At 72.6% G+C, this 23,743-nt stretch carries 20 protein-coding genes and 2 pseudogenes; 11 read left to right on the top strand and 11 right to left on the bottom strand.

From position 1 onward, the window contains the following. The first annotated feature begins 31 nt into the window (after positions 1 to 31). Positions 32 to 966 (top strand): annotated as a pseudogene (locus OV079_RS58290) (LysR family transcriptional regulator). 149 nt (positions 967 to 1,115) lie between these two features. On the opposite strand, the gene OV079_RS58285 reads toward OV079_RS58290, so the two are convergent. Then, positions 1,116 to 1,277, bottom strand: a complete 162-nt coding sequence (locus OV079_RS58285; RefSeq protein ID WP_267770651.1) for a hypothetical protein — start codon at positions 1,275 to 1,277, stop codon at positions 1,116 to 1,118. Between the two features lie 962 nt (positions 1,278 to 2,239). Between OV079_RS58285 and OV079_RS58280 the strand changes: the two genes are divergently transcribed. Next, a complete protein-coding gene (locus OV079_RS58280) occupies positions 2,240 to 2,860 on the top strand; it encodes a hypothetical protein (protein WP_267770650.1) in 621 nt (206 codons plus the stop codon). Positions 2,861 to 3,122: 262 nt separating this feature from the next. On the opposite strand, the gene OV079_RS21045 is transcribed toward OV079_RS58280, so the two are convergent. From OV079_RS21045 to OV079_RS21030, 4 genes are all read right to left on the bottom strand, one after another. Then, positions 3,123 to 4,307, bottom strand: coding sequence for a pyridoxal phosphate-dependent aminotransferase (locus OV079_RS21045; protein ID WP_267770649.1), 1,185 nt, complete (start codon positions 4,305 to 4,307; stop codon positions 3,123 to 3,125). A 32-nt stretch (positions 4,308 to 4,339) separates the two neighbouring features. After that, on the bottom strand, positions 4,340 to 4,960 hold the full coding sequence (rsmD, locus tag OV079_RS21040; protein WP_267770648.1) for a 16S rRNA (guanine(966)-N(2))-methyltransferase RsmD: 621 nt from the start codon (positions 4,958 to 4,960) through the stop codon (positions 4,340 to 4,342). A 74-nt stretch (positions 4,961 to 5,034) separates the two neighbouring features. Further along, positions 5,035 to 6,003, bottom strand: a complete 969-nt coding sequence (locus tag OV079_RS21035; protein WP_267770647.1) for a peptidase MA family metallohydrolase — start codon at positions 6,001 to 6,003, stop codon at positions 5,035 to 5,037. Then, entirely contained in the window at positions 6,000 to 6,788 is a 789-nt protein-coding gene (locus OV079_RS21030; RefSeq protein ID WP_267770646.1) for a hypothetical protein, read from the bottom strand. The genes OV079_RS21035 and OV079_RS21030 overlap by 4 nt, the downstream gene beginning before the upstream one ends. A gap of 1,043 nt (positions 6,789 to 7,831) precedes the next feature. Here OV079_RS21030 and OV079_RS21025 point away from each other — a divergent pair. Continuing rightward, positions 7,832 to 8,791: a ribulose phosphate epimerase gene (locus OV079_RS21025; protein ID WP_267770645.1), complete on the top strand. Its 960-nt coding sequence runs from the start codon at positions 7,832 to 7,834 to the stop codon at positions 8,789 to 8,791. Positions 8,792 to 8,993: 202 nt separating this feature from the next. On the opposite strand, the gene OV079_RS21020 is transcribed toward OV079_RS21025, so the two are convergent. Continuing rightward, on the bottom strand, positions 8,994 to 9,215 hold the full coding sequence (locus OV079_RS21020) for a biotin/lipoyl-containing protein (protein ID WP_267770644.1): 222 nt from the start codon (positions 9,213 to 9,215) through the stop codon (positions 8,994 to 8,996). Between the two features lie 299 nt (positions 9,216 to 9,514). Between OV079_RS21020 and OV079_RS21015 the strand changes: the two genes are divergently transcribed. Next, positions 9,515 to 10,057, top strand: a complete 543-nt coding sequence (locus tag OV079_RS21015) for a hypothetical protein (RefSeq protein ID WP_267770643.1) — start codon at positions 9,515 to 9,517, stop codon at positions 10,055 to 10,057. A gap of 351 nt (positions 10,058 to 10,408) precedes the next feature. Then, positions 10,409 to 11,542: a hypothetical protein gene (locus OV079_RS21010; RefSeq protein ID WP_267770642.1), complete on the top strand. Its 1,134-nt coding sequence runs from the start codon at positions 10,409 to 10,411 to the stop codon at positions 11,540 to 11,542. Between the two features lie 155 nt (positions 11,543 to 11,697). Here OV079_RS21010 and OV079_RS21005 read toward each other — a convergent pair whose 3' ends face one another. Further along, a complete protein-coding gene (locus OV079_RS21005; protein ID WP_267770641.1) occupies positions 11,698 to 13,236 on the bottom strand; it encodes a hypothetical protein in 1,539 nt (512 codons plus the stop codon). Between the two features lie 310 nt (positions 13,237 to 13,546). Continuing rightward, the gene (locus tag OV079_RS21000; RefSeq protein WP_267770640.1) at positions 13,547 to 13,816 is read right to left on the bottom strand and encodes a tetratricopeptide repeat protein; all 270 of its coding nucleotides are present in this window, start codon (positions 13,814 to 13,816) and stop codon (positions 13,547 to 13,549) included. Between the two features lie 186 nt (positions 13,817 to 14,002). Between OV079_RS21000 and OV079_RS20995 the strand changes: the two genes are divergently transcribed. The 3 genes from OV079_RS20995 (at position 14,003) to OV079_RS20985 (ending at position 16,277) form a co-directional block, all read left to right on the top strand. Then, positions 14,003 to 14,575, top strand: coding sequence for a hypothetical protein (locus OV079_RS20995; protein ID WP_267770639.1), 573 nt, complete (start codon positions 14,003 to 14,005; stop codon positions 14,573 to 14,575). A 107-nt stretch (positions 14,576 to 14,682) separates the two neighbouring features. Beyond that, positions 14,683 to 14,961 (top strand): hypothetical protein, encoded by a 279-nt coding sequence (locus OV079_RS20990; protein ID WP_267770638.1) that lies wholly within the window; start codon positions 14,683 to 14,685, stop codon positions 14,959 to 14,961. Next, positions 14,958 to 16,277: a radical SAM/SPASM domain-containing protein gene (locus tag OV079_RS20985; RefSeq protein ID WP_267770637.1), complete on the top strand. Its 1,320-nt coding sequence runs from the start codon at positions 14,958 to 14,960 to the stop codon at positions 16,275 to 16,277. The genes OV079_RS20990 and OV079_RS20985 overlap by 4 nt, the downstream gene beginning before the upstream one ends. Before the next feature lie 544 nt (positions 16,278 to 16,821). Here OV079_RS20985 and OV079_RS20980 read toward each other — a convergent pair. Further along, on the bottom strand, positions 16,822 to 17,886 hold the full coding sequence (locus OV079_RS20980; protein ID WP_267770636.1) for a hypothetical protein: 1,065 nt from the start codon (positions 17,884 to 17,886) through the stop codon (positions 16,822 to 16,824). Between the two features lie 259 nt (positions 17,887 to 18,145). On the opposite strand from OV079_RS20980, the gene OV079_RS20975 reads away from it, so the two are divergent. Together OV079_RS20975 and OV079_RS20970 are read left to right on the top strand one after the other, a co-directional pair. After that, positions 18,146 to 18,694, top strand: coding sequence for a hypothetical protein (locus OV079_RS20975; RefSeq protein WP_267770635.1), 549 nt, complete (start codon positions 18,146 to 18,148; stop codon positions 18,692 to 18,694). A 266-nt stretch (positions 18,695 to 18,960) separates the two neighbouring features. Then, the gene (locus tag OV079_RS20970; RefSeq protein WP_267770634.1) at positions 18,961 to 20,091 is read left to right on the top strand and encodes a hypothetical protein; all 1,131 of its coding nucleotides are present in this window, start codon (positions 18,961 to 18,963) and stop codon (positions 20,089 to 20,091) included. Positions 20,092 to 20,097: 6 nt separating this feature from the next. On the opposite strand, the gene OV079_RS20965 is transcribed toward OV079_RS20970, so the two are convergent. Both OV079_RS20965 and OV079_RS20960 read right to left on the bottom strand, forming a co-directional pair. Next, positions 20,098 to 21,798: a hypothetical protein gene (locus OV079_RS20965; protein WP_267770633.1), complete on the bottom strand. Its 1,701-nt coding sequence runs from the start codon at positions 21,796 to 21,798 to the stop codon at positions 20,098 to 20,100. 489 nt (positions 21,799 to 22,287) lie between these two features. Then, positions 22,288 to 23,253, bottom strand: a complete 966-nt coding sequence (locus OV079_RS20960; RefSeq protein ID WP_267770632.1) for a hypothetical protein — start codon at positions 23,251 to 23,253, stop codon at positions 22,288 to 22,290. A gap of 105 nt (positions 23,254 to 23,358) precedes the next feature. Between OV079_RS20960 and OV079_RS58275 the strand changes: the two are divergent. Then, positions 23,359 to 23,715, top strand: a pseudogene (locus tag OV079_RS58275) (hypothetical protein); the annotation flags it as partial. Between the last annotated feature and the right edge of the window lie 28 nt (positions 23,716 to 23,743).

The raw sequence follows: 23,743 nt of genomic DNA, 5'->3' as shown, positions 1-23,743 counted from the left end.
GTCCAACGCATCTTCGGTATAGAGTCGATGCGTGACACGCATTGCCACCATCCCGCGCCCGCGCCTCGAGCTCCGCGACCTCCAGGTGGTCCTCGCAGTGGCCGCGGCGGGCACGACCGCGGCGGCGGCCTCGACGCTGCACCTGTCGCAGCCGGCGGTCAGCCGGGCGCTGCTGGCCGCCGAGGAGCGGCTGGGGACGCGGCTGTTCGAGCGCTCGCCGCGGGGGCTGCAGGCGACGCCGGCGGGCGAGCAGGTGGTGGCCGGGGCGACGCGGCTGCTCGCCGAGCTGGTGGCGCTCGAGCGCAGCGTGCGAACGCCGGCGGTCCGGCCGACGCGCGTGCGGCTGGTGTGCGAGTGCTACACGGCGTACCACTGGCTGCCGACGGCGATCGCCGAGCTGGCCGCGCACTCGCCCGGCCTCGAGTTCGCGCTGGCGGTCGAGCACACGCGCGCGCCGGTGGAGGCGCTGATCGCCGGGACGATCGACGTCGCGCTGCTGACCACGGGGGAGGTGCCGCCGGGGGAGATCGCCACGCAGCCGCTGTTCTCCGACGAGATCGTGTTCGTGGTCGCGCCGACGCACGCGCTGGCGCGCAAGCCGACGCTGTCGCGCGACGATCTGCGAGCGGCGCGGCTCATCACCGCCGAGACGCCGGAGGCGGAGACGCGGTGGTTTTGCGGCGCGTGTTCGGCCGCGGCCGCCTGCCGGGCCGCGCGCAGCGGCTGCCGCTCACGGAGGCGATCCTCGACGTCGCCCGCGCCGGGATGGGGGTGGCGGTGCTGTCGGAGTGGATGGCGGGGCCGCACCTCGGCCGCGGCGATCTGGTGGTCAAGCGGCTGTCGTCGGGCCCGCTGCGTCGCCCGTGGCGCATGGCCTGGCGCCGCGAGGCCGAAGACGCCGCCCGTTGCCTGCTGACGGCGCTCAAGGCCGCGGCGCCGTCGCTGCGCCGCGGCGAGCGGGCGTGACAGCGGGGAGGGACGAGCGAGCGACCCGCGACGGCGCGAGATACCGAGATGCGGAGGCACGCGAGCGAGGCCGAGAGGACGCGCGTGCAGGAAGGGGCCGCCGACGTTCGCGGGCGCGCGGCCGCGTAGCGAGCACGCGTCTCCGAGATTCACGGGCACGCAGTGACGGTGGGCGGGGCGCCGCGGTAGGTCGACCACATCGTCGCCACGAAGTCGTTGCTGGCGCCGCCGCCGTCCTCGACGTCGCCGGCGAACCAGCGGTCGACGTAATCGAAGAACGCGTCGTGCGCCCAGGCCGTCTTCGCGTCCATGGCGTGGATCGCCAGCGCCTCGCCGACCCACGTGTGCGACGTACAACAATTGCAGGTAGTCGGTGCAGCCGTCGACGAGGCCGGCAGGGTCGCGGCAATCCTTGGCGCCGGCCTGACAATCGCCGCCGTACTGGCAGCCGTTCGGCAGGTAGCAGTCGTCGTCGCAGGCGCGGCCCCACAGCGCCTTGTCGCCCTCGCCGTAGTAGGTCATCTCGTCCTCGTTGCCGATGTCGGTGCCGGGGCTCGCCATCGCGGCGTCGCCGAGCAGCGCGCCGGCGAACACGATCGGGAACTTGCGGCCGTTGCTGTGGCCGCCGTTGGCGTCCCAGTTGCCGCCGGCCTGCAGCACGCCGTAGTTGTCGATCCCGAGCTGCAAGAGCCGCCGCGCCAGCTCCTGCTGATCGGGCGTGTCGAGCAGCACGTAGGCCGCCAGCGTGGCGACGATGTCGCCGACCTCGCGGCCGTAGCAGTACATGTTGAGCGTCGCGCAGCCGTGCTGGATCTCCCACGTCCGCAGGTGATCCACCCACGGCCGCTCCACGTGGCGCAGCAGCGCCGTCGGGTCGGGCGTGTCGGCCGGCGGGGCCAGCTTCGGCAGCGCGCTCCAGCACACGTCGCCGGCGCGATGGAGCGGCTTGTCGGCGCCGGCGTAGGGCGGGCGGAAGGCGTCGGCCGGCGGGGCGGCGGCGACGACCGTCAGGATCGCCTGGGTCGCGATCGGTCCGCGCTGACAGTCGCCGTCGTAGGTCATCCAGCCGTCGCTGTTGCCCTGCTGGCACTCGGGCTCCTCGGGGTGGCTGATGGACGAGACGAGCGAGTGCGTGCCCTCGACCGCGAGCGGGAAGTCGACGCGCAGGCCGTCGGCGTGGTTGCCGGCGCGGCTGTCGTAGTCCTGCGAGCCGACCGGGTCGAGCATCGAGCCGTTGCGGCCCTCGGCCGGCGCGGGATCGACGGAGACGAGGGTGACGGGGCCGACGACCCACCAGTCGCCGGTGACGAACTGCCCGACCGGACGCGGCGCGTCGAAGGTCCAGGTGATGCCGTACTGGGTGACGGACATCTGCAGATTGTCGGGCGTGCCGGTCGTGCTGGTGGGCTCGGGCCCGGTGGTGACGTCGGTGGTCGGCGCGGTCCCGGTGGTGGTGCCGGTGGTGGTGAGGTCGCCGCTGGAGGTCGTGCCCGTGGTGGTGGTGGCGTTCGGCTCGGTCGTCGCCGCGGTGGTCGAGGTGGACGAGGTGGTCGCGGCGTCGGTGCCTCCGGAGCCGCCGCCGCAGGCGAGGGCGAACGAGCAGGCGAGCGCGCAGGTCACGACGAGTCGGCGGTCCATCGCGGCATTTTATAAAAAGTATGAAGGCCGCGCCGGCGATCGGGCGTCGCGCGCGAGCCCTGGGTCGTCGCTCGCGCGGGGTCTGGTCGCCCCAAGGTGCGGGGGTGAGCCAGGGACCACGCGCGGGGGTGAGCCTGTTCCTCGGGACAGGTTCCCATGCAGCGCGGTGAAGATGTCCAGAGGGACAGGCCGAGCGTGGCTGCGCCCGCGCGGCCACGCGTGGGGTGAGCCTGTTCCTCGGGACAGGTTTCCGTGAAGAACGGTGGAGATGTCCGGAGGGGCAGGTCGAGCGTGGCTGCGCGCGCGCCCGAGTCGCTCGGAGCGGCGGCGAGGCGCGTGTCCGAAAGGACATGTCGGAGCGCGCCCGGGCCGCCGAAGCAGCGGCGAGGGCCCGAGCGATGCGTATGTCTGAAGAGACAGGTCATCGGCGCCGCGCGCTGACCGCTCGGCGCGGAGCCCGAATCGGTGCGGCTGGCCCGAGGGACAGGCCAGCCGCAGATGTCCCGGAGGACAGGCACTCACCCGCGCGGCGGGGGCAGGCCGGCGAGGGCCTGGCCGAGGCGAAGGGCGCCGCCCTGCAGGGTCTCGTCGGCGGCCGCGTAGGACAGGCGCAGGTGGCCGGGGGCGCCGAAGGCGGTGCCGGGCACGGTGCCGACCAGCTTCTGCTCCAAGAGCCATGTCGCAAAGGCAATGTCGTCGGCGAACTGGGTGCCGGGGCCGATGTGGCGCGAGATGTCGCAGAACAGGTAGAAGGCGCCGTCGGGGGCGACGATGTCGAGGCCCGGCAGGGCGCCGAGGCCGGCGAGCATGAACTCGCGGCGGCGGGTGAAGGCGGCGTGCATGTCTCGCACGGCGGCCTCGCAGCTCGGGTCGGTGAGGGCGGCGAGGGCCGCGATCTGCGACACCGTGGCGGCGCCGGAGGTGGTGTGGCCCTGCAGGCGCGAGGCGGCGGACACGACCTTCGCCGGGGCCAGCAGGAAGCCGATCCGGTAGCCCGTCATCGAGTAGCTCTTCGACACGCCGTCGACGACGACGATCTGCTCGGTGACGTCGGCGAGGGTGGTGATCGCGCTGACGTGTTCGAAGCCGCCGTAGACCAGGCGGCGGTAGATGTCGTCGACGAGCAGCCAGCAGTTCGGCGCGACGCGGGCCATGACCTCGCCGAGCGCGCGCAGCAGCGGGGCGGGGTAGCCGGCGCCGGTCGGGTTGGTCGGGTTGCCGAGCACGATGAAGCGCGTCTTCGGGGTGAGCGCCGCGGCGAGCGCCTCGGGCTGCAGGCGCCAGCCGTCTTCGCGGCGCGTGGGCACGATCACCGGGACGCCGTCGCCGAGGCGCACCATGTCGGCGTACGAGACCCAGTAGGGGGCGGGGATCACGACCTCGTCGCCGGGCGACAGCGTGACCATGAACAGGTTGGCGAGGCTGTGCTTGGCGCCGCACGACACCAGGACCTCGCCGCGGGTGACCGGGCGGCCGTGGTAGCGCGCGAACTCGGCGGCCGCGGCGTCGCGCAGGGCGGGCAGGCCGGGCACCGGCGCGTAGTGGACCGGGCGCGTGCGTACGTACTCGGTGACGGCCGCGGTGACGCCGGCGGGCGGGTGGAAGTCGGGCTCCCCGGCGCTGAAGTCGAGGACCTCTTTGCCCTGGGCCTTGAGCTCCTTGGCGCGCGCCGACATCGCCAACGTCGGCGACTCGCTCAGCACCTGGGCTCGTGCGTTGGTCTCAAGATCGCGCCTTAGCACTGCTGTGGGCCCCCGTGGTCGTAGTCTTTAGTATGGCGGAGGAACTCGACGGCCGTCTGGCCGTAATGCCGGGTCGTCTCGACGACCAGGCCCTGCGGCCACGCAGGCGGCCTGCGCCCTCCAGCGCGGTCATATTCGCATACAAGCGCGGCGCTTTCAGCCAGCCAGCCGCCGGCGATCAGCGCAGGCAGCACCGCGGCGAGCACGGCTTCGGTGTCGTCGTAGGGCGGGTCGATGAACACGAGGTCGTAGGGACCGGCGAGCTCCGACGCGCCCGCGCTCGCGGAACGTCGCCGCAAGAAAGTCGCCGCGTCGCCGTGCCAGAGGTGTGCGCGCTGGCCGAGCGCAAGCTCACGGATCTGGGCCTGCAGGTGGCGCGCGACCGCGGCGTGCTGCTCGACCAGCGTGGCCCGCGAGGCGCCGCGGCTGAGGGCCTCGAACGCGAGCGCGCCCGAGCCGGCGAACAGGTCGAGCACCACGGCGTCGCGCAATTCGTGCTGCAGGCGGTCGAAGATGGCCTCACGCACGCGCGCGCCGGTCGGGCGCAAGCCGGGCACAGTCGGCAGCGACTTCAACACCCGCCCGCGCAGGCTCCCTCCGCTGATCCGCTGCACGCCCGGGCATATACCCCACGTCGCCCCGCGCGCCCAGTGCTCCGCGTCGACCTGTCCCGAGCGACAGGTGAAGCTCAGGCCGCGAACGGCGCACGCAGCGCGGCGTCCTCGGCCTCGAGCCGGGCCCAGCCCTCGCGGAGGTGGCGGCGGCGGCGGACCGCGGCGACGAACACCAGCGGGAACGCGAGGGCCATCGGCAAGCCGTCACCGCTGACGATCGGGAACCACATGAAGCGACCGGTGAGGCCGCTGCGCCACTCGGTGTCGAGCTCGGCGAGCGTGCGACCGAAGCCGTTGACGAACGCGGCCTCGAAGTTCTTGCCGTGCTTGACCTGCGCCAGCGCCTGCCGCAGGTCGGAGCCGTCCTCGTCGCGCCAGCGGAGGAAGTTGACGAAGTCACGCGCGGCCGCGTAGCTGATCGTGGCCGTGATCGCGTCGGTGCTGCGGAAGTTCTGCTCGAGCTGTTCGAAGTGCGGCACGCCGGACCCGAAGATCGCGCCCGCCAGCGTCTGGCTGCGCATCAGATCGATCTCCTCGCCGAAGCTCTCGGCCACGCCCTCGTGGAACCACCGCGGCAGCGGCTCGCCGCCGGTGGCCCGGTACAGCGCGACGTGGGCCATCTCGTGGCGCAGCAGGCCGTCGAGGTCGGTGAGCGAGCCGTCGGGGGCGTGGGCTGCGATCGCGATCTCGCCGGTCGGCGGGTGGGCGACGCCCGCGGCCCATTGCGGCATGCCGGTGCCCTCGGCGATGCGGCCCGAGTGCGAGACGAAGTGGATCGTCAGCGCGTCGTCGAGGTCACCGGCCAGCGCGTGCTCGATCTCCGACCAGGCTCGCGGGATCTCGCGGGCCACCGCGACCGCCTCGTCCTCCAGCCGCGGGTCGTAGCGGAGGGTGACGCGGCCGACGTGCATCTGCGACGTCGCGCTCCCCAGAGACCAGCCCACCGGGCGGCTCACGTCGGCCCGGGCGGCCTGCGGCGCCACGAACAGGAACAACAACGCCGCGAAGAAGAGGCCGAGCGCCGCGCGCCAGGGACGGGTCATGGACTGACTGTGAGCACGACGATCTCACGGCGCAAGCTGGCCGCGACGACGACGCCGATGGCCAGGCCGACGGCCAGGATCGCCCCGCCGACGATGAGACCCGTCCTCACCTTCGGACCGAGCCGGGTCCGCCGCCGCTCCTTCGCCCCGTCGCGGACCAGCGACTCGTGCTCACTCCACAGCGCTGCGATCAATTCGGGGTGGCTGGCGGCGTCGCTCCCGCGGACGCCGAGCGCCCGGTCGAGCCGGCAGTCGTGCGGGAGCAGCACCGGGTCGGGGCGATCGGCGAGGTACTCGACGAGGATCACCAGGTCGTCGCGGCGCTCGCGGCACACGTGCTTGCCCTCGCCCACGCCGGCGCGGAGGCGGCGGACCTGGGTCCTGGGGGCCGCCGAGGCCCGCGCCGCGCGCTCCAGCGCGTCGACCAGCGCGACCTCGGGCTTCGTCCCCGGCGCGGTCGGGCCGAGCCCGACGGCCACGGTGATCGCCTCCTCGGGCTCGCCGAGCCCGGCCCCGGGGGCCAGCGACGGCGGCGGCGGCGGGGCTGGCCCTTCGGCCCTGGCCTCGGGGACCTGTGCCATAGAACCTGTGCCTGAGGACATGTCCTCGGAGACAGTGGGTGCGACGGGCGACTCGGCGGGCTGGGCCGCCGGCCGCTCGGGCGCCGCGGGCACGGGCACCTCGAGCGGGGCGTCGACGGGCCGCAGGTCGGCCGCGCGCGCCGGCGCCGGCAGGGCGACGAGGCCTGCCAGGACGAGCGCGCCGCATCGCCGGGCCGTTCGCATGCGCGCCGGTTCTTGCGCGTCCGCAGGCGCGTGTCAACGGCGGTGAAGTCATGCGGGCGCCGGGAATGACCGGGCCGCGGTGACGGTAGTCGTGCCTCGCTGCGGCGGAGGCAGGCGAGCCGCCGGCGCCGGAGACGTCGCGGTCCGGGCCGCAGGAGGATGACGCGCTCGGCAGACGAGGCCGGTCGGGAGATCGGTGCACGTCACGCGAGCTCGTTCGGCGAAGGCTGACGCGCTGGGAAGACGAGGCTGGTCGGGAGATCGGTGCACGTCACGCGAGCTCGTTCGGCGAAGGCTGACGCGCTGGGCGGACGAGGCTGGTCGGGAGATCGGCGCACGTCACGCGAGCTCGTGCGGCGAGTTGCCCGAGCGCTGACGGAGGACGCGCCCGCCAGGCGCACCTGTCTCATGGAGCTGGTCGTGCGGGCTTGCGGGCGACGAGCGTCGTGCTTCGAGACAGAGTCTCCGGCTCGTGCGCCGGCACCCAGTGAGTCGGTGCGCGTCCTCGTGTCATGAATGCCTGAGTGCACACGACTTCGTCGGTGAGCCCGAGCCGGCGCCAGCTGCCGAGGTTCACCGCGCTGTATGTGGGGTCATGGTGAGCGTCGTGCTCGTCGCCTTCGGCGCGGCTGCGTGGTCCGAGGTCGCAGCGCCCGCGGCGAGCCTCGCCTGCTCAACCTGGCTTTGCTCATCCGCCTGTGTGCCCGGGTGCGCGAGCGGCCGCGGTGGATCCGCGTTCTCGCGGATTGCGGGTCTCGTCATTCGCGGACTTGGGCCGTGGCGACGGGTCGACCTGGGTTCGGGGTCGATCGACCGGCGCAGACCGAACACCGTCAACTTCGCCCGCGGGCGCTGGCGAGGCCGCGAATCGGGTCCTGCAGGGCTCGCTACGGCGTTCCACGTCGAAGGGGCGGAAGTTTCACGGGCAGAGGGTGCAAAGATGAGAGAAAGACCACTCGACTGTTGCAGCGGCTTTGGCGGTTATGGCATCCTCGGGGGATGGACGGGGCATGCTCGATGGCGCCCCTCCCGGAGGGGAAGAGATGCGTTTGATGCCAAATAGATTGATCTCGTGTGCGCTCGTCAGCGCGCTTTTGTCGGCGTGCGGCGACGACGGCGGCAAGGCGACGGGTGCCACCAATCCGAACCCCAACACCACCAACAACGATACGACCTCCAGCGGGACGGAGGGCGAGACGTCGACGGGTGGTCCTGACCAGACGACGTCGACGACGTCGACCACGGCGCCGCCCGAGCCGACCACCACCGGCACCAGCGGAGACAGCAGCACCACCGACGGGTCGTTCATCACGCCGCCCGACGGCGGCGGCGGCACCAAGGAGTGCGATCAGTGGACGCAGGACTGTCCCGAAGGACAGAAGTGCATGCCGTACTCGGGCGACGGCGACAACGCGTGGGAGTCGCTGAAGTGTACGCCGGTGATGGAGAACGCCGGCCAGGTCGGTGACCCGTGCACGGTCGAGGGCAGCGGCGTCAGCGGCATCGACAACTGCGACGAGGGCAACATGTGCTGGGACGTCGTCGACGGCGTCGGCGTGTGCGTGGCCCTGTGCATCGGCTCGCCCGACGCGCCCGACTGCGCCGCGCCGATGACCTCGTGCCTGATCTCCAACGACGGCGTGCTGACGCTGTGCCTGCCGTTCTGCGACCCGCTGCTGCAGGACTGCCCCGGCGACGACCTGTGCATCCCGAACCCGCAGAACCCGGACGCGTTCCTGTGCGTCCTCGACGCGTCGGGCGAAGAGGGCCAGGAGTACGACGCGTGCGAGTACATCAACGCGTGCGACAAGGGCTTCACGTGCGCCAACCCGGAGGTCGCTCTCGAGTGCGACACGATGGCGATCGGCTGCTGCATCGCCTTCTGCGACGTGACCGAGGCGGGCGTCTGCACCGGGCAGAACGCCGAGTGCCTCGCCTGGTACGAGGCGGGCATGGCGCCTCCGGGGTTCGAGAACGTCGGCTTCTGCGGCATCCCGCAGTAGGTCCGACTGCTGCCGCTTCGTGCGGGCTCCGGGCGCTGCCACGGTCCGGGAGCCCGCGCGCGAGAGGCAGAGCGTCCGGCGGCCTTGCACCGCGGGCCGCCTCCGGCTGACCCCAGGTGCCCCTCGCGGGGGGCCCTGGGGTCACTTCGCTGGTTCCACGGGCCTGAAGCGCGGCGACTTCGGGGCGGGGGTACGGGCGCCGTCAGCCCGTGGCGGTCTCGTCGATGCGGCAGAGCAAGCCTTGCTTGGGGACCACCGTCCCTGGCGGGGCGACGATGGAAGTGACGACACCATTCGTCGGCGAGGGGATCTCGGTGTCGGCCTTGGACGTCTCGACCTCCAGCAAGACCTGATCCCGGGTCACGTATTGCCCTTCACGCACGAACCACTGCGACACGGTGGCCTCGTCGATGCTTTCGCCCATTGCGGCATGACTACGTCGATCATCGATTCTCGCTCCTGACGGTCGGACGTATACCGCTTACAAGCTCGCAGGTTGCAGAAAATCGGGCGACCGCGCAGCGCGGGACGACGCGCGCGCTCGCGTCTGTTCACCCACGCGCGCGGGCCTGTCCGGCGAGACGGGCACGAGGTCCGCGCGAGGGTCGGCGACCGCATCGTGCAATCGGGCAGCGCCGACGTCGACATCGGCGCAGACGCGGTCCGTGTCACGGACGATCGATTTCGCGGACCGCGCGAGCCGGCCATGCTAATGCCGTGGGCATGCATAGCCTTCGATACTTGACCTGCAGCGCCCTGGCCGTGTTCGCGCTCGCCGCCTGTTCATCCAAGCCCCAGGACACCGACACCGACCCGTCCACGAGCGCCCCGACCGGTACGACGACCGACGCCACCGAGGGCGTCACGAGCACCACGACCACCACCGGCACGAGCTCGTCCTCGCTGACCGGGCCGGCGACGACGACCACGACCACCGACACGAGCACGGACACGACGACGACCACCACCACCACCACCGGTGGGATCGAGTCGGGCGGCGCCAACCCGTGCGGATCGTGCGCGGAGGGCGAGTACTGCTATTGGCAGCCCGCCGAACAGCCGGAATGCGCAGACACTCAGTGCAAGGCGATCCCGCAGGAATGCGCGGACTGCTTCGCGGCCCCGCTCGAGTGCGACGGCGCCACCATGATGTCGTGCGCGTCGAGCCGCTGCTACATGGAGCTGTTCGAGAAGGTCGAGTTGGCCGACGACGGCGTCGTCGTCGTCCACTGCGGCTTGTGGGCCGACACCGGCTGCGGTAGCTGAGGCCCCCGGCCTCGCGGGAGCGGGACGAGCCGCGAGCCGTGTCCGGCCGCGCGATCGGCCCGCCGCCGGCGCAGCGTTCGCGCGTGGTGTCCACCGCCACCGCGCGACGTCTGCCGCGGCGGAGTTCGCCGAGCGTCGACTGCGCCCGGGTGCGGGGGGTGGTGCTACGAAATGGGTACGACACCGCAGGGGTGCGAGAACGTCGGCGCGGGCGGGCGCTGCCGGGCGTCGCGCGAGAGGCCGCCGTCGCGGCCCGGCGAGCTGCGAGTGGCGGGGGCGCGCGCGGACGCATGCCCGGCGCGACCGGCGAGCTTGCGCTGCGACGGCGATGGAGCGACGCTTTGTGGGCCCATGATCATCGAGCTCGAACGCGGCAGACAGGCAACCCTCGATCAGATCCGCGACCTCGCGGTGCGCTTCGGCAATCGTGTCGAACTGAGCGAGGGCACCGGGGTCTACGACACCGTCCACATCATCGGCGACAGCCGCGAGTTCGCCAGCCGCGAGAGCTACATCCTCGGCCTGCCCGGGGTGCGCGCGGCGTGGCAGCCGACCGGCGGCTACAAGAACATCGCCCGGGTCGTCCGCGGCAACGAGGGCAAGGCGCTGCACCGCGAGCGGCGGGTGGTCGAGGTCAAGGGCCTCGACGGCAAGGCGCGCCGGTTCGGCGGCGGCAACGGCAAGCACATCTTCGTGTGCGGCCCCGACTCGCCGCAGACGCTCGAGCAGACGCTGGCGACCGCGCGGATGGCCCGCGAGGTCGGCGAGAAGTTCGGCATCCTCGACCGCGTGATGCTGCGCGGCGGCGCGTTCAAGCCGCGCACGCGGCCGACCGACTGGCGCGGCCTCGGCATGAAGGGCATCGCCATCATGGACGCGGCCCGCGAGGAGACCGGCCTGCCGTACGTCACCGAGGTGATGGACCACAACCTGGTCGAGCAGATCGGCGCGCACGCCGACATGCTGCAGATCGGCACCCGCAACGCCCAGAACTTCGACCTGCTCGAGTCCGTCGGCCGCTTCGGCAAGCCGGTCATCCTCAAGCGCGGGTTCGGCAACGAGGCCGAGGAGTGGTTCTACTCGGCCGAGTACATCGCCAACCAGGGCAACCTCGACATCGTCCTGTGCGAGCGCGGGATGAAGACGCTGTACACGAAGGGCGGCTACTGCCGCAACCAGCCCGACCTCAACGCCTGCACCCACGCGCGCAAGCAGACGATCCTGCCCATCATCTTCGACCCCAGCCACGTCGCCGGCGACCACCGCATCGTCGCCGAGAACCTGATGGCCGCCTGCGGCCACCTCGTCGACGGCTCGATCACCGAGACGGTCCACACCGAGGCCTGGCGCCGCGAGCAGCTGTGCGACGCCGGCCAGGCGCTGGTGATGGACCAGTACTCGATCCTCGTCGAGGCCGTGCTCGAGTACGAGAACCACGTGGCGCCGAAGATGAAGTCGATCCTCCGCATGCTCGGCACCGACTGAGGCGGCCGCTCCTTCGCGCGCGCGAAGGGGCATGTGCGAAGGGGCATGTCCGCGAGGGCATGCCCCTTCAGTCATGTCCGGAGGGACAGCGGGCGGACCGCGGCCCGGAGGCTACGACAGCGGCAGCGCGAACGACAGCGCGACCGGGGCGCCGGTCAGCGCGGCCGGGAAGGAGGCGCCGATCTTGAGCGCCGGGCCCGCCTCGCCCTGGACGATGGCCGCGCCGAAGCGGGGCGCAGCGGCGTGCCGGGCAGCAGCATCAGCGCGGCGGCGTGGGTCACGGCGTCGGCGGCCTGCTCGGGGCTGGCGCCGGCCGGCACGCGCCCGCGCACCCACAGCGCGAAGCGGACGGTGCGACCGACGAGCAGCTGACCGGCGAGGGTGGTGGTCTCCTCGCTGCGGTGGACGGTCGGCGTGCCCGCGAGGGTCAGGAGATCGCTCTGCTGCGGGCTGGCGAGGGCGACGAGGCCCTGGCGCGCCAGCGCGAGCTGGTCGTCGGCGGAGCACGGCGCGGCGGTGCCGATCGGGATGTCCTCCTGGCCATGTTTGAAGGTCCGGGTCGCCGGCGCGCGCAGGTCGGCGTCGCGGCCGAGCTGCGCGAAGGTGCCGCCGAGGCGCAGGCTGGTGGCCAGGAGGGCGGCGACGGCCAACGCGGCGCCGCCGGCGACCACGCGCTCGCCGGCCGGGGTGGTCTCGGCGGCCAGCACCGGGCCGTTCACGGCGAGCGCGAGCCAGCGGCTGGCCGGATCGTCGCGCAGGGCCGCGAACTCGTCGCCGAGGTCCTGGGCCGCGATCGCGGCAGTGTCGGCGCGCCCGAGGGCCGCGGGGGCCAGCTCGGCGCACACGGGGGCGTGCAGGTCGGCCGCGACCTCGGCGAGGGCGGCGGCGTCGGCCAGGCTGGTGAGCGGGTCGAGCAGGAAGATCGCGTCGGGGCGGGCGAGCGGGTCGAGCTCGCCGAGCTCGCCGAGCGCCGCGGGCAGGCGGGCCGCGTCGACGTCGAGCAGCTCGACGTCGAGATCCTGGTCGCGGGGACATTGCCCCAAGAACAGCCGCAGGGCGCGCCAGCGCAGCTCCGCGGCGCGCAGGGTCGGGTCGGCGAGCACCGCGGTGGCGGCTCGCGCGAGGGCGGCCGAGAGGGCGGCGTGGGCGGCCCGCGACGGCTCGGCGGCGCCGCCGGCCGGGGTGCTCTGGACGGCGCCGCGGACGACCGCGTCGATCGCCGAGCTGGCGGCGCTCTTCGGCGGGGCCGAGCCGCGGGCCAGGAGCTCCTCGACGAGGTCGCCGCCGCCGGCCTGGGCGGGCTTCTCGGGCGGCGGGGCGAAGCAGGCCGCGAGCTCGGCGTGCAGCGGCCCGCGGCCGGCGATCCGGGCGACGGTCGTCAGCAGCTCGTCGCTGCGCGGCCGAGCGCTGGGGGCGTTCAGCCGCTCGCGCAGGCGGTGCAGCTCGCCGAGGCTCTGCTGCACGACCTCGGCGGCCGAGAAGTCGCGGAAGCGGGAGAACTTGGCCTTGATCTTGAGCTCGCCGGCGGCGCCCAGCGCCGGGCCGACGTCCACGTCGAGCGCGAGCGACGACTGCGTCAGCCGCTCGGCCAGGTCGGCCAGCAAGATCCGCCCGCGCCGCCCGCTGGGCCGCGGCGACAACGGTCCGGCGACGAGGAAGCGGAGGCGCGGCGCATTGGAGGTCGAGGGCTGCATCGCACGCACGCTACCCAAGCCGCAGGGCCCGCGACAATGCATGTCTCCGCGCGGCGCGATCGCGCGGCGCGAGTCGGCGCGCGCGAACGCGATCGCCACGTGCTCGCGCGACGGCCCGGCGTCACGAGGCCGCGACGTCGCGGGACCGCAGTCGCGTCGAGGACGCGAGTGTTTCGACGCTCGATTCCGTGCGCATGCACCGCGCAGGCGCTGCTCGGGATTCTTGGGCGCGATCCGGGCGCTCTTGCGGAGCGCCGCATGGATTCAGCGAGGTGCTTCGCGAGTCTGCTGCGACGCGGCTGCTGCCGGCTCAGGGGAACACGCGGGCGCGGGCGCGCGCCAGGACGCGGTGGGCCTCGTCGAAGATCTCGCCGAAATTGCCGGCGAGGTTCGACAGGGCGATCGCTTGCTCGGCGCGGTTGATCGCGGCGGCGTAGCGGCCGAGCTGGCACAGCTCTCCAGCGGCGCTGCTGTGGAGCCCTGCCAGCGACGGGTGAGAGGCGCCGAAGCGGGCTTCGATCCGCGCGATCGACTGCTCGTAATGCGCGAGGGCCGCTCCATGGTCGAAGGGGTGGAGCATCTGGAGGAGGGAGCAGTCACGAGGCAATTGCTAGCTCGGTCGCGGACCTCGTCCGGTCACTGCCCGGCAGCGTCGTCGCGACAAGGTTTGTCGTGGTCGCGCATCCGAGGCTCGATCATGTGCGTAAGGCGCGCCAGAGAGGCGAGGGGCGCCATCGCCGCCCCGGGCGGGATATCCTCCGCGCCCATGACGAAGCTCCGCCATCTCCGCCGCCTCGCCCTCGCGTTCGCCCTCGCCGCTGCTCCGCTCGCTGCCACCGCCTGCAAGCCGTACGCGGTGGTCCAGCAGTCGGGGCCGCCGTCGGCCCTCAAGGGCGTGACGAGCGTGACGGTCGGTTTCGACTGGTCGAAGGTCACCGTGCTCGACAAGGCCAGCGAGGCCGAGTACCTGGCCGAAAAGACAGCCGAGGAGCGGGCCGACTTCGCCAAGATCAAGCAGGAGACCGACGCGGCGATCCTCGAGGGTATGCGCGATCGGGGGATCGACGCCGCGCCCGCCGCTGCCGACGCCGCGCCCGACCTCGTGGTCTCCTACATCCACGTGACGACCGGCATCTACACGCCGGTGTACAGCGTGCCGTCGAAGCTCCAGGCCCGCTTCTCGTTCCAGAAGGACGGCAAGGTCACCGACGTGATCGACACCAAGTCGATGGTCGGCGCCAGCCTCACCACCCCCTCCGATCACCAGCGCATGGAGATGGCCGGCCGCAACGTCGGCAAGTCGGCCGCCAAGTACGTCTCGGACGCGCAGGGCAAGTGACGCGCGGGGGCCCGAGCCCGCGATGGCGGTCGGCGCATTCGCTGCGCTGACCGGTCGGCTCCACGTCGGCGTCAGGTCCAGACCGGACGCGCGATAGACTGTCCTCCGTGCCGTGGCCGCTCACCGTGCTCGCAGTGCTCGCCGGTCTGTTCGCGCTCGACCGCCTGCTGCTGGCGCTCGAGCGCGGCGGGTACATCTATTATCGGGTCCGCAAGCCCTCGGGCTCGGGGGCGGGCAACGCCCTGACGGAATTGCAGCAGATGCTGGCGCCGTCGACCCAGCACGTGGTCGTCGCCAAGCGCGAGCAGCGGCCCGAGCACAACGACGACGGCGGCCCGCCCGATCCCGACGGCCGGCCGCCGCGCCGTGATACGCTGCGGCAATGAGCCTGCGGGACAATCGCCGCCGCTTGCCGGTGGTGGCCTCGCTGCCGCGGCCCGACGATCGCCGCGCGCTCACCCGCGTCGCCGGCGAGGTGCCCAGGCCGCGCTACGCGGTGTGGGAGCTGACGCTGAAGTGCGATCAGAAGTGCATCCATTGTGGTTCGCGGGCCGGCGCGGCGCGCCACGGCGAGCTGACGACCGCGGAGGCGCTGGCGCTCGTCACCGATCTGCGGGCGCTCGGGATCGGCGAGATCACGCTGATCGGCGGCGAGGCGTATCTGCGCGACGACTTCATCCTGATCGCCCGGGCGATCCGCAGCGCCGGCATGGACTGCACCATGACCACCGGCGGGCTCAACCTGAGCGAGGCGCGGGTGGCCGCGCTGGCGGAGGCGGGGATCCGCAGCGTCAGCGTGTCGATCGACGGGACCGCCGCGGCGCACGACGCCCTCCGCGGCGTCCACGGCAGCTTCGACCGCGCGTTCGCGGCGCTGGCCCGCCTGCGCGCGGCGGGGGTCGGACGGGCCGTCAACACGCAGATCAACCGCCTCACGCTGCCGACGCTCGAGGCGCTGCAGGAGCGGCTCGTCGCCGAGAAGATCGGCGGCTGGCAGCTGCAGATCACGGCGCCGTTCGGCAACGCGGCCGACCACCCGGAGATCCTGCTGCAACCATTCATGCTGCTCGAGGTGTTCGCGGTGATCGAGCGCCTGATCGCCCGCGGCGCGCCGCACGGGCTGCGGCTGTTCCCGGCCAACAACCTCGGCTACTTCGGGCCGCTCGAGGCCGAGCTGCGCGGGCGGCAGAAGGCGGGCGGGCACTACAAGGGCTGCATCGCCGGCCGCCACGCGCTGGGGATCGAGGCCGACGGCACGATCAAGGGCTGCCCCAGCCTCGGCGGCCCGGCCAACGTGGCCGGCAACGTGCGCGAGCGGCCGCTGCGGGAGATCTGGGAGCACGCGCCCGAGCTGCAATTCACGCGCGTCCGCACCGTCGACGACCTGTGGGGCTACTGCCGCGATTGTTATTACAACGACGTGTGCATGGCCGGCTGCTCGGCCACCAGCGAGCCGCTGCTGGGCCGCCCGGGCAACAATCCCTACTGCCATCACCGCGCGCTCGAGCTGGCGCGGGCCGGGCTGCGCGAGCGCATCGAGCCGGTCGCGCCCGCCCCCGGGGTGCCGTTCGATCACGGGCTCTACCGGGTGGTCCGCGAGTCCCTCGACCCCGTGCTCGCGGCGCAGGGGCCGGTGGCGGTCGACGACCCGCGCGTCGGTCGCGAGGTGGAGCCGTTCGGGCCGGGCACGCCGGTGAGGTGAGCGGTCCTCGGGGGCAGGGAAGCCCGGGCGTCGCGTCGACATGAGCTTCGGGACATGTCATGACAGCGCAGCAGCGCGGACGACATGTCCCTCGGGACATGTCATGGATGCGCAGGGGCGAGCACGGGAGACATGGCCTTCGGGACATGTCATGAAAACGGAGCGGCGATGGTTGGTGACATGTCTCTCGGGACATGTCATAAACGCGGCGGTCGCGAGCGCGGGCGATATGGCCCTCGAGACATGTCATGAAAGCGCAGCGGCGATCGCGGTCGACATGGCCCTTGGGACGTGTTGAAGGCGCGGCGGTCGCGAGCGCGTGCCGTCATGACCTCCCGACAGGTCATGAAGTTGCGGCGGCAGCGAGTGGGTGTCGACCCGACCTTCGGGACATGCACGAATCGCGGCGCGCGGCGCATGACCTGCGGGGCAGGTCACGAGATCACGGCGGCGCGAGGGCGCGCCGAGCGGGCCTGCGGGGCATGTCACGGGAGCGGGCGGCGGCCGGCGTACGCGCGGCTGTCTCTCGGGACATGTCGACGAATCACGGCGGCAGCGCGCACACGCCGACGTCCTCGAGGCCGGACGGGGCCTGGCCCTCGTCGAACCATGGCAGGCACTCGGCGCCGGCGCCGGTGCACGTCGGCGCGGCGAGGTCGCAGTAGGCCACGCAGCAGCCGAAGGCCATGGGGTCGCACTCGGTGGCGGACGTCGAGTCGAGGCACGCGAGCCCGAGGTCGCAGGCGTTGAGGAACTCGCACGGCTCGAACTCGGCGCCGCCGTCCTGCGACACGTCGATGACGCAGGCGAACTGGCCGTCGGGGGCCGAGGGGTTGGGGACGCACACGTCGCCGGTCTTGCAGGCGGGCGCCAGCGGGTCGCAGGTCGGCACGCACAGGTTGAGGGCGTCGCTGAAGCTGACGCAGGTGGTGTCCGCCGCGCACACGGGGGCGTCCGGCGTGCCGCCGCACAGCGCGAAGCAGGTGCCGGCGAGCGTCTGCTCGTCGATCTCCCAGCACGTGCTGCCGACGGCGCACGAGTCGATGCCGCTGCCGAGCGTGCCCTCGAGGGTGCACGGCTCGCCGGGCAGGTCCGGCTCGCGCGCGACCGGGACGCACGCGGTGGCGTCGAACGACTGGCCGTCGCTCTTCTGCGGGCTGCACTTCTGGCCTTCGGGACAGTCCTGCACGAAGGGGTCGCACTCGAACGGGTTGGCGAAGTCGGCCGGGCAGCCGCCGTAGAAGCTGCAGCCGGTGTCGGTCGTGTCGATGTCGGCGGTGGTCGACAGCTCGCCGCTGCTGCTCGTCCCCGGGGTCGTCGTCTCGCTCGTCGAGGTGGTCGAGAGCGTGGCGGAGGTGGTCGTGGTCGTGGTGGTGGTCGTGGTCGTGCTGGTCGAGGTGTCGCCCTCGCTCGTGCTGACGTTCGGCGTCGCCGTGTCGCTGTCGGTCTCGTCCTCGACCGGCCGGCTGCTGCACGCGGCCTCGAGCGCGCCGAGCAGGACGACCGCGCCGAGCCGGGCGGCGGCGGTGGTGCGCAGCGAACGGCCGCAGAATGGGCAGGCCCCCTCGGTCGGGCGCACGTGACGGTGACAGGCATCGCAAAGCTTCATAACCCGTCGAAACTATCATATCGCCGCCGGGTGTCTAGGGATCCGCCAGCTGCGCAGGCGAAGGCGGGCCAGCGTCCGCCCGGGAGTCCCACCATGCAGACACCGGTCGAACACCCGCCGGCCCGGCCATTCACAAGAGAAAGAGCCCAGAGTCAGGGCGGGTGGCTCGAAAGGTGCGCAGGACGCGTGAAGCGCCCTCTGCCCGCCTGTCGACCCCCATGGAGAAGGACAGTCGACGATTGTGCCGTACCTTGCGAGCGTGACCCGGGACCCCTCCGGCGCGCGAGCGGCCCTCGTGGCGCTCACGGAGGCCGAGCAGCTGGCGCGGCAGATCCAGCGCGACCTGCGGCGGCGGGCCCTGGTCGACCAGCTGGCGCTCGGCACCCGGCCCGAGCTGGAACACGCGCGACCGGGCAGCCTGGCGGCGTCGCTCGGCCTGCCGGCGTGGGCCTGGATGGTCTGGGCAGGGCTGGCGGCGGTGGTGTTCATGGCCCCGGCCCCGGGGTTCGTGTGGATGGCCGCCATCGCGGCGGTCGCCGCTCTGGTCATTCGCACCTGGCTCACGGTACAGGCGGCAGCGCAGCTGTTCAGCCCCGACGCGGCGGCCCTGTCTCGCCTCAAGGCCGCGCTCGAGGCCAGCGCTCGCGAGATGCGAGTCCTGCCGACAAACCCTTACCGTGACCCGCCGTGCGAATGGGTCGGAGGCGATCCGACCGCCGCCGAGCGACCGTGGACCGAATTGACGACCATCGCCCGCACGGCCGCGGCGCTGCGTCGCCGCGGCTTGCCGCCGGAATTGCGCGGTTGAGCGGCGAGAACGCTGTCACGGATCGACTCGGGACATGGCGGAAAGGCCAGGTTGCGCGCGAACCTGCGCCGATGTGCAGCCGTGAACCTCACGCTTCCGCGCAGCGCGGTTGCGCCCGGTCGGGGTAAGCTGGGGACGTGCGGGGAATGAGTGCAGTCGTGGCCGCGTCGCCGGCCTGCGAGGGCCTACACCTCACCGCGCGTTCGCGCGCCTGCCGGTCCGGCGCGCCATCCGCGAGCGGGGCTGCGGCGGATGTCCCCGAGGACATGTCCATCGATTCGCCCGCGGCAGACCGGCCGCGGCGGGTCTGGCGTCCTCGCGGCAATGGCCGCGGCGCCGGCCTGGGCCTCGTCGCCGCGGCGCTCGCGGGGGCGTGCGAGGGCCCCGATCCGGCCGCCTCGTCCTTCGCCATTCCGCCGGCGGTCACCGCCCCGGCGTCGACCGGCGAGGCGCCCGAGCCGTCGACCGTGACCGCGTCGACGTCGACCTCGACCGGGCCTGTCCCCGAGGACAGCTCGACCTCCACCACCGGCGACGCGAGCACGAGCACGACCGCGCCGCTGCAAGATCTCGGGGCGCCCGACCTCGGCGACCTGCACCCGGTCGGGTGCAAGGGGAAGATCGACTTCCTGTTCGTCATCTCGCGCCTCTCGTACATGGAGAACCTGCAGGCGCGGCTCATCGAGGCGTTCCCGTACTTCATGGAGACGATCGAGAGCAAGTTCTCCGACTTCGACTATCACATCATGGTGATCGACCCCGACGCGACGTGGGGTCACCCGCTGTGCAACGCGGATTGCAGCCCCGAGGGCTGCTCCGTCCCGGACTACCCGTGCGAGGCGCTCGCCGACCTCACCGCCTGCGACACGACGCTGGGCGCGGGGACCGTCATCCCGGCCGGCAAGGGCGCGTCGAACCAGGACTGCGGGCTCGTCGGCGGGCGTCGCTACATCACCCGCGAACAGCCCGACCCGGTCGGGACGTTCGCCTGCATGGCCCAGATCGGGCTCAACGGCGACGACGAGCTCGGCGAGGCGGTGACCGCCGCGATGTCCCCGGCGCTGAACGAACCCGGCGGCTGCAACGAGGGGTTCATCCGCGACGACGCGCTGTTGATGATCACGTTCATCTCCAACACGGCCGACACCGACTCCGAGGGCAAGCCGAAGCTGTGGGCCGACGCGATCAAGAGCGCCAAGCACGGCGACGACAGCTCGGTGGTGATGTTCAGCATTCAGGAGCCGGAGTGCAACCCGTGGGACACGGTGTGCGATCTGGTCAAGTATTACTTCCCGTACTGGTACATCGCGGACAATGAGGAGCCGGACTACCGGCCTGCGTTCGACGTGGCGACCGATCGCATCAGCGAGGCCTGCTCGGCCTTCATCCCGCAGTAGCCGTCGCTACGGGGCGATCAGGGCGACGGCAGGGTAGCCGCCCGCGGTCATGCCGCCGGCGTAGATCTGGCCGTAGGGCCCGATCGCCAGCGACGTGGGGGTGTGGATCGCCAGGCCGTCCTGGTGATCGTACGACCAGACCGACTGGGCCTTCAGCGGGAACCACGCCTGGGCGAAGAACGAGGTCGAGTCCTGCGCGCCGTCGCGGGCGGCCGCGAAGACGACGTAGCCCGCAGGGTGCCACGCCAGCGCCCGCGGGGCGGCCAGCAGCGGGTCCAGCGAGCGGCGCCAGGCCAGGTCGCCGTTGGCGCTGAACAGCAGCAGCTCGCCGACCGGCTCGCACTGGTCGCCGCAATGATAGCCGCCTGTCATCGCGCGCCCGCCGGCGTCGATCGCCAGGACGCGGCCGCCGCTCTGGGTGCTGCCGTCCTGCGGGACGAGGGTCCACTCGGGATTTTGCCCGGCGCCGTCGATGTCGAGCAGGAAGTGCCGCGCTCGTGTGACGCTGTCCTGGTCGTGCTGGCCCTTGACCTCGCCGGTCACGAGCAGGTGCTCGCCGACGAAGGCGCAATCGTTGGGGAGCTCGCTGAAGCCGATGGGGTCGGGGAACTCGTTCTCCGGCAAATAATCATAGGACAGCACCTTGCCGGATTGGCCGGGCGCGAATGACCACACCGTGCCGCGGACGAGGTCGTCGTCGGGCTTGGTGCCGCAGACCGCGTCGCGGTCGTCGGCGAGGGCGAGGGCGCGGGCGACGTCGCCGACGACGCCGACGCCGACCTGGGTGGGTGCGCCGGCCCAGGCGTCGTACTTGCCGAGCCACCAGCGGAGCTCGCCGTTCTCGAGCTTGTCGACGAGGACGTGCAGCGCGCCGTCGTCGTCGACCGCGAGGTCGATGGCGCTGCACGGCAGGCCGGCCTTGACCTCGAACAGGTCGCCCTCGACCCAGAGGCCGTCGAGGCCGCGCCGGCGCAGGTAGCAGCGCGCCTGTCCCTGGGGATAGTAAGTGCCGAGCTCGATGAGCTCGCGCGCCGGCGTGACTGCGAGGGCGACGACGGTGCCCTTGCCGATCTCGTCGTTGCCCTCCCAGAACAGCTCGCTGCCCGGCGGCGGCAGGGCCACGGTGAACGGCAGCTCGAACAGCTCGCTCTCGAGGTCCCCGCGCCAGGCGACGAAGGTGGCGAGGTGCGGGCCGTTGTCCAGCGCGGTGTAGATCACGATCTGGCCGGTGAAGGTGTCGCCCCCCTCGGGGTCGAGCTCGATCGGCGTCCCGCCGTCGACCTGCATGCGCACCCCCTCGGCGTGGGCGGTCTCGATGGTGACGTCGAGCGGCTCGTGCTTCACCAGGACGTCCATGTCGAGCGCGCCCTCGACGATCGCCGGCGGCGCGAGCGGGTCGTCGGCGGTGGTGCTGCCGGGCTCGCTCGTGGGGCCGCTGCTCGTGGTGCCGGTGCTCGGCGCCTCGCCGGTGGTGCCGGTGGTCGGCGCCGGGTCGCCGGTGGTCGACGGGGCCCCGTCGCTGGCGCCGGTGGTCCCGGCAGTCGCGGTGTCCGGCGGCTGGTCGTAGGTGATGCCGCCGACGCTGGGCGCCGTACAGGCCGCGACGCCGAGCACGACGATGGCCGGGAGGCTGGGGAGGCTCGCCGCTTCATCTCCGGGTCCGCGCTCAAGAGGGTAGCCGAGCCCGGCGAGTTCGCGGGCCGACACGTGCGTGACTTCGAGGCCGCACACGCGTTCGTCGACCGCTCATTGTCCGGCAGACCCGTGTTCGTCGCCATTTGGCGCGGTCTGGCGATTGACCGCGGCTTGTCAATGTCGGCCCCGCGCGGGCGAGCGGACCGGCAAATTCGTGGCAGGCCGCGGTCTCGACATCGCGGGCGCGCGCGCCGGCGCTCATGTCATGATTTCGCGCGGCGCGGAAATGCTCGGACGGGGGATCCTGGGGACACGCGGGGGTCACGAGCGCGCGCGGCCGAGCGGCCGTGGGGTGGATTTGCGCGGGTGGCGCACTAGGTGTCCGAAGGGACATGTCCTTTGCGCCTGCGACGTCGTGCTGCCAATGTCACGAGCGCGAAGTGGGCCGACTCATGCCATTGTCCGCGTTCGCGAGCGCCGCGCCCACCGATCGCATTGGCCTTTGTCTGCACCCATGAAGCTCGCGGCGCGGCGCCGCGGCTGCGGGGGGCCGAGGGTCGCTCAGAAGCGGCCCGAGACGGTCAGCATCGCCGACCACGGGGTGGCCGAGACGCGGGCGATGGTGCGTCCGCGGTGCCGCGTCGCCAGCAAGACGACGCCGGCGACCGCGGCGACGCCGGCGGCCGCCCCGGTGATGCCGGCCACGGGGGTGAGGGTGCGATAGACGTCGGCGAGGTGTGCGATCCGGTCGAGCTCCTCCATCGTGAACAGTCGCAGCTCGGCGTTGACGCGCCGGTCGATCTCGATGATCTCGCCGTTGGCCTCGCTGCGCCGCCACAGCGCCGCGCCTGCGCCGACGCCTGCGCCGACGCCGAGGACCAGCAGCAGGCTGCCGGCGATGACCCGGTTGCGCGAGCGGACCTCTGCCGCGGGGTCGGTCGCCGGCGGGGCCGCGGGGGCCGGCTCGGCCGCGGCCGGCGAGGCGGCCGACGGCGCGGGGCGATGGCGCGAGACGTCGAGCAGCGCCGGCTGCGAATCGTCGGCCGGCGGCGGCGCGACGGGCCGCTGGCGCTGCACCACCGGCAACAGCTCGGCCGGGGTCGGTGTAGGTACATGGGCGGCCGCCCGCGGCTTGCTGCAGGGGTCCTTCGGCCTCTGCTTCGCCAGCCCGGACTCGGTGACGTCGCGCAGGCGCGAGGCGACGGCCTCCGCGTCGCCGAAGCCGACCTCGCGCTCGACGCGGCGCAGCAGGTTGCGGGCCCGACACAACCCGGCGGCCTGACCCGTGACGGCGAACACGCGGTGGTAGCCGCGCAGCGCGTAGAAGGCGAGCTCGCGGCGCTGCCACGGCTCCAGGTCGGCGCGAGCGAACGCCGTCTCGCCGGCACGCGCGAGCTCCTCGAACCGCTCCTGCTCGACGAGCTCCTGCATGCGCCGCTCGAGCTGCCCGAACGTCGACGGCGGCGCCGCGGCGACCGGACCCACCGCGATGCCGGCAGCGAGGACGATGCACAGGCAAGGATTCATCGCCCCGTATCCATACCACAACCGGGCCCAGCGCGAGGCGCCGCGTCGCGGGTGACGCGCGCCGGCAATTGCGTTCGCGTGGCTGACGAGGCACGCTCCCGGGAGATGCCCGTCTCGCCCGAGTCGCCGCGGTTCCGCCCGGTCGGGCCGATCGACGAGGAGCCGGGGCGCAACGTGTACGTGGCGCACGACGAGCGCGAGCGGATGCGAGTGCAGGTGGTGGCGCTGCAGCACGCGCTGCCGGCGGCGGCGGCGGAGCGGTTCGGCCGCGAGGCGAAGCTGCTGTCGGCGCTGCGCCACGCGTACATCGCCGCGGTCGTCGATCACGGGGTCGGCGGCGACGGCCACCCGTACTTCGTCCGCGAGGACGAGGGCGGGGTGTCGCTGGCGCAGCGGTGGACCGAGGGGCCGCTGGCGATCGACACGTCGTGGCAGCTCGGGCTGCAGATCGCCGAGGCGCTGATGTGCCTGCACGAGCACGGCCTGTGCC

Source organism: Nannocystis pusilla (genome assembly GCF_026626665.1).
GTDB classification, from domain to species: domain Bacteria; phylum Myxococcota_A; class Polyangia; order Nannocystales; family Nannocystaceae; genus Nannocystis; species Nannocystis pusilla.
The sequence above is the reverse complement of the archived record's forward strand: the minus strand, read 5'-3'. Positions and strand labels throughout refer to the sequence as shown.